Source organism: Anabaena sp. CA = ATCC 33047, assembly GCF_963870205.1.
In the GTDB taxonomy this organism is placed as follows: domain Bacteria; phylum Cyanobacteriota; class Cyanobacteriia; order Cyanobacteriales; family Nostocaceae; genus Trichormus.
This window is the reverse complement of sequence record NZ_CAWMSA010000040.1, coordinates 348,488-362,696: the sequence shown is the minus strand read 5'-3', so window position 1 is coordinate 362,696 and position 14,209 is coordinate 348,488. Positions and strand designations below refer to the sequence as shown.

At 41.9% G+C, this 14,209-nt stretch carries 14 protein-coding genes; 1 reads left to right on the top strand and 13 read right to left on the bottom strand.

What is annotated here, in order from left to right; translation table 11 throughout:
• Positions 1 to 5: 5 nt before the first annotated feature.
• From AACS98_RS11085 to atpD, 11 genes are all read right to left on the bottom strand, one after another.
• A complete protein-coding gene (locus AACS98_RS11085; RefSeq protein WP_066379561.1) occupies positions 6 to 1,925 on the bottom strand; it encodes a transketolase in 1,920 nt (639 codons plus the stop codon).
• Between the two features lie 420 nt (positions 1,926 to 2,345).
• Positions 2,346 to 3,275: a F0F1 ATP synthase subunit gamma gene (locus AACS98_RS11080; RefSeq protein WP_066379558.1), complete on the bottom strand. Its 930-nt coding sequence runs from the start codon at positions 3,273 to 3,275 to the stop codon at positions 2,346 to 2,348.
• 213 nt (positions 3,276 to 3,488) lie between these two features.
• Positions 3,489 to 5,009, bottom strand: coding sequence for an alternate F1F0 ATPase, F1 subunit alpha (locus tag AACS98_RS11075; RefSeq protein WP_066379555.1), 1,521 nt, complete (start codon positions 5,007 to 5,009; stop codon positions 3,489 to 3,491).
• The gene (locus tag AACS98_RS11070) at positions 4,972 to 5,754 is read right to left on the bottom strand and encodes a F0F1 ATP synthase subunit B family protein (protein WP_066379553.1); all 783 of its coding nucleotides are present in this window, start codon (positions 5,752 to 5,754) and stop codon (positions 4,972 to 4,974) included. The genes AACS98_RS11075 and AACS98_RS11070 overlap by 38 nt, the downstream gene beginning before the upstream one ends.
• A gap of 73 nt (positions 5,755 to 5,827) precedes the next feature.
• The gene (locus tag AACS98_RS11065) at positions 5,828 to 6,115 is read right to left on the bottom strand and encodes a F0F1 ATP synthase subunit C (protein ID WP_082803642.1); all 288 of its coding nucleotides are present in this window, start codon (positions 6,113 to 6,115) and stop codon (positions 5,828 to 5,830) included.
• 8 nt (positions 6,116 to 6,123) lie between these two features.
• Positions 6,124 to 6,822, bottom strand: a complete 699-nt coding sequence (locus AACS98_RS11060) for a F0F1 ATP synthase subunit A (protein ID WP_066379552.1) — start codon at positions 6,820 to 6,822, stop codon at positions 6,124 to 6,126.
• 55 nt (positions 6,823 to 6,877) lie between these two features.
• Positions 6,878 to 7,159 carry an ATP synthase subunit I gene (locus tag AACS98_RS11055; protein ID WP_231866911.1) on the bottom strand — a complete coding sequence of 94 codons (282 nt, stop codon included), beginning with the start codon at positions 7,157 to 7,159 and terminating at the stop codon, positions 6,878 to 6,880.
• A 2-nt stretch (positions 7,160 to 7,161) separates the two neighbouring features.
• Entirely contained in the window at positions 7,162 to 8,385 is a 1,224-nt protein-coding gene (locus AACS98_RS11050) for a cation:proton antiporter (protein ID WP_066379549.1), read from the bottom strand.
• Positions 8,378 to 8,692, bottom strand: a complete 315-nt coding sequence (locus AACS98_RS11045) for an AtpZ/AtpI family protein (protein WP_066379541.1) — start codon at positions 8,690 to 8,692, stop codon at positions 8,378 to 8,380. Before AACS98_RS11045 ends, AACS98_RS11050 begins: the two co-directional genes overlap by 8 nt.
• On the bottom strand, positions 8,676 to 9,080 hold the full coding sequence (locus tag AACS98_RS11040) for a F0F1 ATP synthase subunit epsilon (RefSeq protein ID WP_066379538.1): 405 nt from the start codon (positions 9,078 to 9,080) through the stop codon (positions 8,676 to 8,678). Before AACS98_RS11040 ends, AACS98_RS11045 begins: the two co-directional genes overlap by 17 nt.
• Positions 9,077 to 10,474 carry a F0F1 ATP synthase subunit beta gene (gene atpD / locus AACS98_RS11035; protein WP_066379535.1) on the bottom strand — a complete coding sequence of 466 codons (1,398 nt, stop codon included), beginning with the start codon at positions 10,472 to 10,474 and terminating at the stop codon, positions 9,077 to 9,079. Before atpD ends, AACS98_RS11040 begins: the two co-directional genes overlap by 4 nt.
• Positions 10,475 to 10,882: 408 nt before the next feature.
• Here atpD and AACS98_RS11030 point away from each other — a divergent pair, with 408 nt between their 5' ends.
• Complete coding sequence (locus AACS98_RS11030) at positions 10,883 to 11,122, top strand: hypothetical protein (RefSeq protein ID WP_066379533.1); 240 nt, start codon at positions 10,883 to 10,885, stop codon at positions 11,120 to 11,122.
• 38 nt (positions 11,123 to 11,160) lie between these two features.
• On the opposite strand, the gene AACS98_RS11025 is transcribed toward AACS98_RS11030, so the two are convergent.
• Complete coding sequence (locus AACS98_RS11025) at positions 11,161 to 11,646, bottom strand: hypothetical protein (RefSeq protein WP_066379530.1); 486 nt, start codon at positions 11,644 to 11,646, stop codon at positions 11,161 to 11,163.
• 136 nt (positions 11,647 to 11,782) lie between these two features.
• Positions 11,783 to 14,116 (bottom strand): glycoside hydrolase family 31 protein, encoded by a 2,334-nt coding sequence (locus tag AACS98_RS11020; RefSeq protein WP_066379528.1) that lies wholly within the window; start codon positions 14,114 to 14,116, stop codon positions 11,783 to 11,785.
• Positions 14,117 to 14,209 lie beyond the last annotated feature (93 nt).

Here is a 14,209-nt window from a genome sequence, read left to right as displayed (position 1 = left end):
AATGACTAATGACTCTTAACTGAGGAGGCGATCGCACCAGTTCCTACTACTTGTCTGACTTGGGCTTTTACTGCTGCTACAATGGCATCAGCGTCAATTTTGGCAGCGTGAAGCAGTTCGGCTGGTGTACCGGAACTTGGCATATCTCGCACTGCTAACTTAATCACTTGCAGTTGTGGCCCGTCGTAGCTAGAGATACCATCAATACCCGCAAAAGCATCTAAAACAGCCGCACCTAATCCGCCTTCACTCCAGTGGTCTTCGACAACTACTAAGTTACCTTCTGTATCATGGGCTGCTTGATGTAATGTTTGCACATCAATGGGTTTGACTGAGTAAGCATCGATGACACGGACTGTAATGCCTTCGTTTTTCAGACGGTCATAAGCTTTGAGGGCTTCGTGTAAAGTAATACCTGCACCTATGACTGTAGCTTGATCTTGATCAGAACTACGCAGGACTTTGCTACCGCCGATAGGGAATTCTTCATCTGCACCATAGATGACGGGTGTAGTGGCGCGTGTGGTGCGGAGATATACTATACCATTGCGATCGCTCATTTGCTCGACTAATTTGGCTGTCTGATTCGCATCGCTGGGATAGAGTACGGTACTACTCCACACCGCCCGGAAAGCGGCTAAATCTTCCAATCCCATCTGAGATGCGCCATCTTCCCCAATCGATACACCTGCATGAGAACCGACTAATCTAATGTTGGCACGGGAGACAGCCGCCATGCGGATAAAATCGTAGGCACGAGTTAAGAAAGCCGCAAAGCTAGAAGCAAAGGGTTTGTAATTTCGTACTTGCAAACCGACAGCCGCCGCAATCATTTGTTGTTCGGCGATGTACATCTCAAAATATCGCTCTGGGTAGGCTTCGGCGAAGTCTTCCGCATAGGTGGAGTTGCTTACTTCTGCGTCGAGGGCGACTACTTGGGGTTTAGCAGCACCTACAGCTTTGAGTGCATCACCATAGGCGCGACGAGTTGCTACTTCTGCACCTTTTTCATAGCTGGGAAGTTGTAAAGGTTCGGCTGTAGCGATGGTTGTCGGTTGTGCTTGTGTGTCTGGTTTCCTGACTTGAATAGTAATGTGGCGTTCACCGCCTAAATGAGCGATCGCTTGTTTTTCATCTTCCGGTTTTAAGGCTTTACCGTGCCAACCCCCTAAATCTTCCAGGGAAACTACACCTTTACCCTTCTTAGTACGGGCAATAATGACTGTAGGGCGATCGTTAATACTCACCGCCGCACTAAAAGCTTGATCAATTTCCGTCAAATCATGCCCATCAATCTCAATTGCTTGCCAACCAAAGGCTCTGGCTCGATTAGCATAGGCTTGAGTGTTCCAACCTAATTCAGTTTGACCACGTTGACCGAGACGATTAACATCAATAATGGCAATCAGATTGTCTAAAGTATAGTGAGCCGCATGATCAAACGCTTCCCATACAGAACCTTCGGCGGTTTCACTGTCACCCAGTAACACCCAGACATTATAAGGTAGCTGATCTAAATACTTCCCTGCTAAAGCCAACCCCACACCAATCGGTAATCCTTGTCCTAACGAGCCTGTCGCCACATCCACCCAAGGTAAAACGGGTGTAGGATGTCCTTCTAGACGACTTCCCATTTGTCGCAATGACAACAATTCTTCATCAGTAATTACCCCCGCAGCTTTATACATCGAGTACAGCAACGGCGCAGCGTGTCCTTTAGAGAGAACAAAGCGATCGTTATTAGGATTATGGGGATTGTCAAAATCGTAATGCAGATAATTAGATAATAAAACCGCCATCAAATCCGCAGGGGACATGGAAGAAGTCGGATGGCCGGAACCAGCAACGGTTGTAGCGCGAATACTATCAATTCGCAACTGTTGGGCTAGTTCATGCCATTGATTTAGTTGCTCCTGTAAAGTCATAGTTATTTACCTGATTGCAAAGGTTTAAAAAGCAAGTTTTTTGGATATTTTTTTAGGGGAACTTTGATTATTTTTATTAACTATTATTCAGGAATTAGTATAATTATTTTGGTGTCTTTAAATATAGTGAACAACATATTTCTCTGCTTTTCGAGAAATATAATTATGTTTTTTATTTTTTCTAATTTATTTATAGTCTATTGGTGCTAATACAGAATTCTGATGCAATCTTATTTTATTAAATCTAAACTTTTGACATCATAATTACTTCTTTCCAATGGAATAATCAGGCATTATTTCTCAAGGCAGAGAAATTAAACTTCAAAAAAATATGTCTTGCTGGTGTATTTAATCTAAAAATTATTAAATTTAATCAAGCAACGTACCCCGAACACAGATAATTATGACGCTAGAATTATGCTATTTTTTAGTCAAGGCTTCAAAACCTGCCACAATATCCAAAAGTTCTGCTGTAATCGAACTTTGACGCAAACGGCGATAGTCTGCATTGAGTTCTGATAAACGTTCTTCGATATTTTTTTCGGCAGCTTGCATTGAGGCGAGACGGCTAGCATTTTCACTAGCGAGAGATTCAGCAAAGGCGCGATATAAAGAGATAAATAAATATTCCCGAATTAATCCAGAAAATAACTGATTTTCATCCATTGTAAAGGTTGGCAACACAGGAGAAGGCCAAGGCTGTCGTTGAAGATTTTGTAACCAATTAAAATCGACGGGTAAAAGATGAAGAGTATGGGGATGGTAGGATGCACCAGAGAGAGACTGATTGTAAAACAAGATAATTTGCTCAATTTGCTGCTGTGATGGGCTACGCCCTGCCGCAAGCGATCGCCATTGTTCGATAGTGAGTAAAATTTCCTGTACCATAGAAGTAATACCACTCACAGCACTAGGTAAAGAAAACTTCGCCGCAATAGTTTGTCCTTGTGCTTCCAGAGGCGCAACAACCCGCGCACCTATCGCCGCAATTAGACGATTTTCTGGTTTTATCTGTAGCTGTTCCAGTTTTTCAACGCTGTAAGATGCGATTTGCTCATTAAATTGTCCACATAAACCTTGATCAGATCCAAAAATAATTGCACCTACAGAATTAGACTTAGTTTGGTGATTAATTACAGATGTCAAAATAGCGTGTTGCTCCGAAAAATATCGTTGTCTCAACACGATTTGCAATCCCATTTCCAGAGTGCGGTTGTAATCAGCTAACGATTCCACAGCTTTTTGATACTGGCGAATACTCACAGCCGCTAAAGCTTTCATTGTCTTCACCACAGATTGCAAATCTTGAACACTACTGATTTTGGTTCTTAAGGATTCAATAGTTGGCATGATACTGTTGACTTAGGGAACACCAAAAAATAAATTATCCAAATCGACTGTTAGTAGGGTGAGTCAGGATAAATATTTTCTTGTTATGGTAGGGTTTCTCGTACTGACGCACCCTACATTTTAGATATATTTTTATCTGGAAGTCCCTTAAAAGAGGCAGAAGGCAGAAAACAGAAGATGAGGAAAGAAAAACTAATGACTAATGACTAATGACTAATGACTAATGACTAATGACTCAATACTCAACAAAGTTTCTCTATCTTGATGAGTGAGTTTTTCACCTGCTTGAATGCGCTGACATATTTGGGGTAATTCTGCCGTCACCTTTTGACGTAATTTTAAAGAAGCTGCGGGAATTTGTTCTAATGGTAATTCATCAAATAAACCGCTAGTTACGGCTAACATGACAGCAATTTGTTCGGCGACAGGTAAAGGTTGATATTGGGGTTGTTTTAAGACTTCCCGTACACGCCGCCCTCTTTGCAAAGTTTTCCGAGTTTCTTCATCTAATTGAGTACCAAACCTAGCGAAGACTTCTACTTCCTGAAATTGGGAGTAAGACAGGCGTAAATCTCCAGCTACAGCACTGTAGGCAGGTAGTTGAGTTTTGCCACCCACCCGTGATACAGATTTACCTACATCTACGGCAGGTAAAACACCTTTTTGGAATAAGTCGGGAGACAAATAAATCTGTCCATCGGTGATAGAAATTAAATTAGTGGGAATATATGCAGATATATTTTGCGCTTGAGTTTCGACTATTGGTAAAGCTGTGAGTGAACCGCCTCCCCTATCTTCCCGGAGATGGGTAGCACGTTCCAGCAAGCGGGAATGGATGTAAAATATATCACCGGGATAGGCTTCTCTACCAGGAGGGCGACGTAATAACAGCGAGAGTTCCCGGTAAGCCCAAGCGTGACGGGTTAAATCGTCGTATACAATTAATACATCACGACCTTGATCCATAAAATATTCAGCAATAGTAGTAGCTGCGTAGGGTGTGATGTATTGTAAACCGGGTGGATCTTCAGCAGAGGCGACAACTACAATAGTGTAGTCCATTGCATCATATTGACGTAAATCTGCAATTACCTTAGCGACAGCAGAAGCGCGTTTACCAATGGCGCAATAGATGCAGATGACATCTTGATGCCTTTGATTAATGATGGTATCAGTAGCGATCGCAGTTTTGCCCGTTTGGCGATCGCCCACAATTAATTCCCGTTGTCCCCTACCAATCGGAACTAAAGCATCGATAACTTTTATACCAGTCTGTAACGGTACTGTCACCGGAGCGCGTTCCATAATTGCCGGGGCTGGACGCTCTATAGATAGGCGTTTTTTTGCCTGAATTACCCCTTGATTATCCAAAGGTTCACCAGTTACATTTAACACTCGTCCTAATAGTGCCTCACTTACAGGCACATCTAAAACTCTTTTAGTACGTTGAACCTCGTCACCTGCTTGTAGATGTTCACTTTCACCTAACAAAATCACCCCAATTTCATCAGGATCTAAATTAAAAGCAATACCTAACAAATTACCGGGAAAGCGTAGCAATTCATCAGCTTGTACACTCGGTAAACCAGCAACACTAGCAATACCTTGACTGACAGATTTAACAACACCAATCTCACGAGTTTGTAATTGAGGATGATAGTTATTTAATACCTGCTCAAAAGTTGTCAAAGTATTATCAATGAGAGTTTGTAGTGGTTGGTGATTTTTGTGCATTTTTCAGAACCATTTGCAATTGTTCTGTGAAATCTTGTAAATAATTATCTAAACTCCAAGCAATTTGATAATTTTCAGATTGTAGCTCAACGCCACACAGTAAATCGGGTGATATTCTAAAAAATATATCTTTATTATTAGTTACTTGCTTTTCCTGCAAAACGTTGATAATTTTTTGACGTTGGTTTTGGGGAATCTCAAAACTGCTACGCACAATAATCTCACTGGCAGATTGTGTTTTTAGGGTTTGGATTTGTGAGTTACTTAGTAATTGTAGACGCTGGATGAAAACATCAATTATTTGGTGTTCTAAATTAGCATCAGCTAAATCTGCCCAAGCCCGGCGAGTAATCGCATAAGTTTGCTCTTGTAAACGTTGACGAAGATTTTCTAAAAACGCTTCTTGTTCTCGTTGAATAGCATCACGCCAACCCGCTTGTATTTGTTCAACATCGTGGCGTGCTTGCTGAACTAATTGTTTATATTCTTGTTCAGCTTCTGCCTTAGCATCAGCCATCATTTGAGAACGTTGTTGATTGAATTCCCGTTGCTGCTGACGATAACTTTCGGCTTCTTGTTCAGCTTCTTGTTGCTTTACTTCTGCTTCTTGCCAACGAATTTCAATTCTATTTTGACGTTCCTGCATAGTTTTAGTGATGGGTTTATATAAAAACCGCCATAACAGAAACACCAAAATCAAAAAGTTGATAATTTGGGCAATAACTGTAAACCAATCAATTAGCATAAGTCATTAGTCATTAGTTATTATTTATTAGTTTTCTTTTCTGATATCCTGCTTTTTCATAGTCTCCAGTTCCCTATCTGACTGGGGATTGATTGACAAAGTGATTCCAAAAGGGGTTAGCGAAAATGAGAATCATAGAGACGACAAAACAATAAATTGCCGTTGATTCAACAATTGCCATACCAACAAATAAAGTGCGGGTGATTGTATTAGCTTTATCTGGCTGTTGAGCGATTGCGCCTAAAGCTCTAGCTACTGCCCAACCTTCCGCTATAGCCGGCCCTACTGAACCGATAGCAATAGTTAAACCAGCAATAATAATTGATATCATACCGACTAAACCGATATTATCAATATTCATATTTCTCCTCACTCAGATGGTGGTGTTGTTTGCGCTGCATGACGACGGACACGGGTAGCAGAGGCAATATAAACCATAGCTAAAATTGCAAAAATATAGGCTTGAATTAATCCAATTAATAAACCCAATAAATTTACAACAATTGGAAAAAATAAAGGTACTAAAGAAACTAAAATTGCCACCAAAATAGAACCACTCATAATATTGCCAAACAGACGCACAGCTAAAGCTAAAGTCCGAGAAAATTCACTAATAATATTAAAAGGCAACATTAAAGGCGTAGGTTGAATATAAATTCGTAAATAACCGAGTACACCCTGATTCATAACTCCAAATAGAGGCACAGCCACAAACACACACAAAGCCAAAGCCGCCGTTGTAGAAAGCGAAGCAGTAGGTGGTTGATAACCCGGAACAATAGTTAACATATTCGCAACAGCAATAAATAAAAACAGAGTGCCAACAAAAGGTAAAAACTGACTTGGTTCTTGTTGACTCACCTCCCGAATTTGGTTATTAATACCATCCACAATAATTTCTAAAAAATTCTGCCAACGAGAAATACTAGGCTTTACAGATAAATTCCGAGTCACCAATACAGAAACAACCACTAATAAACCCATCACCACCCAAGTAAATAAAATAGTAGCATTAACCTTAATAAACCCCGATTGCCAAAAGATAACATTATCAGGACTAATCTCCATAACCTAAACACTCCCTTAAACCTCTCTTCCTTCCTCTCTCCGCGCCCCTTTGCGTTTAAAAATCATTTTTCTCCACCCACCGATGAATCAAAACCCCCCGCGCCACCAAAAAACCCAACAAAGCAACTAACACCCGTTGCCATGTACCATTCATAATCAAATAAAACCCCAACAAAGCAATAACAATACGACCGACAAAACTGCCAAAAATTAATCGAAAAGGCCATTGAGTAGTCGGTAATTGTCTGACAGTCACCCAGAGACTAGCAAAATAGAAAACACCTAAAACAAAACCCAAAATTAAAGAAATTAATAAAGAGAAAATGTAATTAATCATAATTATTCCGACTGTGTTTGTGGTAATTTTTGGAGAAGCGATCGCAAAATAATAGGCGCAATAATACTGGTAACAGTACAAACAACAACTATCGCCGCAAAAACCTGAGATGATACAGCCCAATCACCTAAATGATGTCCTCGACGCATCACAATCAAAGCGATTTCCGCCCTAGGAATCATACTCACACCCAGTAAAACTGCACCTGTAGAACCTGTAGTAAAAACAGCAGTACCCCCCGCACCGATGACTTTGCCCAACACCGCAGCGATTAATAAAATTGCGCCAAAACCTAAACCTGTCATCAGCGCATCGGGAGCAATTTTTAAACCAATACCAACGAAAAAGAAAGGGGTAAACAAATCATATAAAGATGCAATAGAAGCCTCAAGCTTGACAGTTTCAGCATCACGGCTGAATAATAACCCAGCGAAAAACGCACCAATAGCCACAGAAAAACCTAATATTCCGGCGATAGCGGCAATAATCACAGCAATACCTACAACTTCCAACATCGGATCAGGTGGTGGTTCAATTTGTCGGAAAAATTTGGTAAGTTCTGCTTCCAGATAGCGAGAGAAAAAATAACAACCAGCCCCAAAAATGATGACTTTAAATAAAAATATCCCTGATGTTTGGGCGAATACAGGTATAACTGATAATGTGCCAGTGAGATGAATAGCGGGAGCGACAGCAAACAACAACGCCATCAAGATAACACCAGAAATATCATCCATTTCTGCCACATCTAACATAAGTTGACCATTTTCGGAATATATAGCTTTTGCTTCTTGCCAAACCCCCACAGATACACCTACACTCGTAGCCGTGAGAGCGATCGCCACAAATAAACTTGGAATTAATGGCAATCCCAGCAAAAAACGGGCTGTCACAAATCCCAATCCGCCGCTAACAACTACATCCCCAATCCAAATCGTGCTAGCTTTGGATAATTGCCGAATTAACGCCGTCAAATTACTTTCTAGCCCTACCCGAAACAACAAGGAAATTACCCCAAGTTCGGCTAAAAACTCAAAAATTTCTTGTACCTGGGGAGAGAGAAAAGGGAATTGAGCATCTAACAACCGGAATAAAAAGCCCAGCAATATATAACCGACTAAAGCGGGTAAACCAATTTTCGACATCCCCGCCTTAGTCAAAATAGCAATAGTGATGACTGCACCCACCAATAAAATTAAAAACGGTAGAGTCTGGATTTCAATCATCTCGACTCTCCTGTTGTACCCAATACCAAGCATTGAGACAGCCGAGGACAATACCGACAAATAACATCATCAGCGTCCAAGAATAACGGCTAGGCCATCGGCTATCTATCCAAATACCCAAAGCAATACCTAACAGCATAGGAATAGCCACCGACCAACCTACCACACCAATCATGCCAAAGCTAAACCAAATACTTCTATCTTCTTCCCGTCTAGCTTTAAGTTTACGGCTTGATTTAATTTTGACTTGCCGTGGAAAATCTGACTGTGGCGGTGGATTGGGTGTAGATTTATCGGAGCGTTTCACGACTTGAACCCCCCATTTCGACAAAACCGCGAATAAAACCGGCTTCTAATTTTGCAGTTGCCGCACGAGCTTGTTTTTCTCGTTCATCTAAATTTTTAAATTGTGCTTCTACAGTTTGATGTAATGTTTCTAAGTCAGCACCCTGGACAGCGTTTCTTGTAGATACCAACACCTCTGCACCGCATTTAACTAAGATACCTGCATCAACCGCCAGAAAGATTTCTTCACCTTGTGCAGACTTAAAAGATAAAACACCAGGAACAAGAGCAGTCACAAAGTCAATATGATGGGGTAACATTGCAAAACAGCCATTTTCAGCCTCAGCGACGATTTGCTGAACTTCGGTTTCTAGAAGTACCTCTGTAGGAAGTAATATTTTTAGATTCATGATGATTTTTGCGCCTCATCGATAGAGCCAATCATGTAAAGCGATCGCTCTGGAAAATCAGAAAACTCATCATTGAGAATGCGATCGCATCCAGAGAGGGCGGCTTCTAGACTCACCAACTTGCCTTGTTTGCCTGTAAATTGTTCAGTAGTAAAAAAAGGTTGAGTCAGAAAGCGTTCTAAACGTCGCGCACGGGTAACAGTTTGGCGATCGCTCACAGAAAGTTCTTCTATACCCAGAATAGCGATAATATCTTTGAGGTCTTCATAATTAGCGAGAGTTTGCCTGACAGCTTGAGCGATGTGGTAGTGGCGATCGCCCACAATTGGAGGAGTGAGCATTTTAGAATTAGACTGCAAAGGATCAACAGCCGGATAAAGTCCCTGACTAGAACGTTTACGAGACAAAACAATCGACGCAGATAAATGTCCAAAAGTATGCACAGCAGCCGGATCAGTAAAGTCATCGGCCGGAACATACACCGCTTGCACAGAAGTAATTGCACCTGTAGCCGTATTTGCAATGCGTTCTTCCAATTGAGCCAATTCCGTCTCTAGAGTCGGCTGATAACCCACACGAGAAGGTAATCTCCCCATCAAACCAGAAACTTCTTGACCAGCTTGGATAAACCGAAAGATATTATCAATTAACAACAACACATCTTGTTTAACATCATCGCGGAAATATTCAGCCATAGTCAAAGCCGCGTGTCCCACCCGAAACCGCGCCCCTGGCGGCTCATTCATTTGCCCAAAAACCATAATAGTATTTTGTAAAACACCCGCCTGTTGCATATCGCGGTAAAGTTCTTCAGCTTCCCGACTGCGTTCCCCGATACCACAGAACAGACTAATTCCCTGATATTCACTGACGACATTGTGAATCATTTCCGTAATTAAAACCGTCTTTCCCACACCAGCACCGCCGAACAACCCAGCTTTTCCGCCCCGTTCCAAAGGTGCAAGAACATCAATAGCCTTAATACCAGTAGTAAAAATTTCCGAGCTAGTAGATTGCTGCGCTAGAGAGACAGGAGATTGATGGAGCGATCGCCATTCCCCCCCAGAGATTTGATCTTGACGATCAATAGTTTCCCCAAACACATTAAATACCCTACCTAACAAACGTTTCCCTACAGGTACTTGTAGAGGTTTTCCCGTATCAATAACCACAGAAGCGCGAGCTAAACCTGAAGTTGGAGTCAAAGCAACACCGCGCACCGTTTCCGCATCAACATGAGACATCACCTCAATAATCACATCTTGATTTTCCCCAGCAATTAACCGACTATAAAGCTCAGGCAAACCGTGAGTAAATCGAATATCAACAACACTACCCCGAACAGAAACAACCGTACCTTGAGAACATAGAGATAAATTTACTGATTGCCGCATAAATCCAATTCCTAGCAATCATCTAAAAACTCAATTTGACAATATCTCTAAAGAGATAAATTCAACAAAACAGACATTAATAAACAAACAAATAGACTTATAAAGGATAACAAAAACCAGAAAACGATAGTAAATCAACTTAAAAAATATTAAAATTCCCAATCAATCTTTAGCCAGATGACCAAACTAACTCTTAATAATAGAATCCAATAAAAATAACACACTTTCTAGACTAATGATGTACAAATCTATCAGCGTTCATCAGCGTACCCTGCGGGTTCGCGGTAGCGTCTCGTAAGAGAAGCAAGCTACATCTGCGTTCAAACATAAAAAACAGCAACCAAATTAAAACCCCTTAAACCTCCGCGCACCTCCGCGTTTACCTCCGCGCCCCTCCGCGTTAAAAAAATGAAACCCCTATCAATCCCAAAAACACACATTCAAACTAGACAAATTCCTGCCGAGGGTACAACCCCCAAAGACGAATTAATAGCCAAAAACTGGCAACGAGAACAGTACATAGGGATTACAATTCTGTTTATCAGCTTGATTGCAGCCGTAGGATTTTTAAGCCGTAGATTTGAATATGCAGTGCTATTAGCTCTTATTCTAAGTATTGCTTTAATCGTGCTGTTTATTAATTTATAAACCACCCACCCTAAACTAAGAGGGTGAGGTAGTTAATTCTATTGCCTATTACCCGAACTCAAACGTTGTTGCTGATAAAAACCGAGAACTTTTTGCACATAATTAGCAGTAAAACCACTATTACAACCTGTATATTTACCAGTCATCCACCAACAAGCTGCGCCACGCACCGCCGCAATTTCATTATTTTTGTTGGCTGTCAATTGTTGATTTAATTCACGGCGGACAATGCAAGAAATCACTTGACGCGCTGTCGTTGCATCGTTTTCAAATTGTGTGGGTGTGAGTTCTCTTTTGAGACAAAATCTTGACCAACCTCTGAGAGTTTCTGGTTTAACTTGCCAAGCACTGTAAAATCCATCATTTGCTTTACCTGTTTGCGGTGCAGCTAGTCGCAAAGCCTCCACCATAGCCGCCACTTGAGTATCAGACACCTGCTTTTGTGCTTGCGCCGATAATGGCGACAGTCCGAAACCAATGATAACTCCACTCAGAAACAGAGAATGCAAAAGATTTTTGCTCATAAATTTAGGTTAATTTTAAAAACAAATCAAAACCAAACTTCAGCATACTATAGGAATTGGATTTGATTATTGAAATTATTTACTTAGGCAGGGAATAGGGAACAGGGAACAGGAAATAAGGACTTTACAGCCATCATCAACCAAAAGATAATTGTCGTGTAGAGCCATCATCAATAAAACGCTGTTCCCCCACACCAACTAACTCCACAATAACTTCCCGGTGTGCTGGTGAAAATTTCCCATCTCTTGCGTCAACCTCAACAATAGTTTGCTTTCCTTGTGGATAAACGTGGTAATGTGTAGTGCAGAAAGCTCCGGTTTTGTAGTCGAAGCTATGACCATCATCCTCATACAGCGTAAACTCACCTTCACCTTGCCAAACTCGAATGGTTAACTGATTGAGGGGATGTTGATCTACATATTGCATAACTGACATCATCGGGATAATCGCCCCAGAACGCACATATAAAGGCATCCGTTCCCAAGGTGCATGAGCTAAAATGTGAGTCTGGCCTGTAAATTCTTCGCCAGTCCACCAATCATACCAACGACCTTCAGGTAAGTAAACGCTACGATATTCCACACCGGGACGATAAATTGGTGCTGCTAATAATGAACGCCCAAGCATCACTTGATCGCTGAGGCTGAAAGTATGGGTATCATGGGGAAAATGATACAGCAAGGGACGCAGAATTGGCGCGCCGGTGGTTGTGGCTTCCCAGAATAAGGTGTAAATATAAGGTAGGAGTTGATAACGCAGTTGAATATACTGGCGGCAGATTTCCTCAACGCGATCGCCAAATACCCACGGTTCATGTCTAGCGGTACTCAGTGCCGAATGTCCCCGCATCAAAGGGTAAAGCATTCCTACCTGCATCCAACGGGCGAATAGTTCGGCGGTGGCGTTACCCGCAAACCCACCAATATCAGCACCGACAAAAGCCACACCTGATAAACCCAAGTTGCACAGCATCGGTAAGGACATTTCTAAATGTTCCCACAAAGATTGATTATCCCCCGTCCACACAGCAGCCCAACGTTGAATACCTGCATAACCAGAACGTGTCAAAATAAATGAGCGTTCTGTGGGACGTAACCTAGCCATTGCTTGACAAGATGCCTGTGCCATCATCAACCCATATAAATTATGAGTCTCAGCATGGGTAGCGGTTTCCTCTGCTAACCCCTGCGGCGCATCTAGGGGAAAACTAATTTTCTTGCCAGCATCACCAAAGGGACGGTCATCTAATGCTGGTTCGTTCATATCGTTCCAAATACCAGCAACACCGATGTCGGTTAAGCTTTTGTGGCAATCTCCCCACCATTTTCTCACATCTGGACGCAAAAAATCAGGAAAAACCGCTTTATCAGGCCAAACATAGCCGTGAAATAGTTGACCATTGGTTTTACGGACGAAATAATCTTGTTTTAGCCCCTGCTCAAAGATTGGGTAATCTGCTTCTGGCTCATACTTCACACCAGGATCAACAATGGTGACTGTTTTAAAACCATTTTGTTTGAGGTGATCTATTAACGTTTGCGGATGACTGAACCGCTTAGGGTTCCAGGTAAATACCCGATAACCGTTCATATAATCTATATCCAGATGGATGACATCACAGGGTATGTGACGCTGACGAAATTCCTCAGCGAGTTGACGAACTACTTCCTGTGATTCATAACTCCAGCGACACTGATGATAACCCAAAGCCCATTTTGGCGGTAGGGATATTCTACCAGTTAGCTGGGTATAAGTCGCGATAATTTCGGCAGGTTCACAACCGTAAATAATGTAATAATCTAGTTCGCCTCCCTGGGTTTCCATGCGCCAGACACCGGGTTCTTCTGCGCCGATATCAAACTGACTCCAAAAGGTAGTATTGAAGAAAATTCCATACCCTATCCCTGGACGCAACGCCATAAAAAAGGGAATTGCTTGATACATATTATCGGTAAGCACACCGTAGTCAAGCGCGTCTATTGTCCAGTTGGTTCTGACGGTAGCAAGTTGATCAAGTAAGCCAGTACGTTCACCGAAACCATAAAAATGTTCGTTAGCTGCAATACGTTTCCAGGCTGCGATCGCACCTTTATGCCAACCTAAATTAACATCCTCAGCAAATGACTGTCCTGCTAAGTCAAAGCACTGAAGCCGACAGGGATCACGGTTAACTACAAGGCGTAACTGCTGGGTGGTAATTTCAACAAAATCGGCTTGTTCTGTCACCTCAAAATCCACCATAACCCATTGTTGATCATCTTGCGTCACAGCCCAGGATTTCCGGGGTAAAAACTCACCAGTGGGTGTCATCCTCACCCGAATTAAATTTGGTGCTAGGATGCTAATCTGTAAACAGGGCTTGCCACACTTGAAAAAAACATGGTGCTGATGTTGTTCTATTGCTTCTACTACTCCCAGCGTTGTCCAAGGTGATTCAGTGGTGTGTAGTTGTCCGAAGTATTGCGGCATAATTTCTGATTTGGCAAGGAAGCAAACAGTTTTAGATTATGCTCAGTCTGTGAAAATGTTTACTTCCTTGGAGGGGAGTTTTTCGCATTGGGG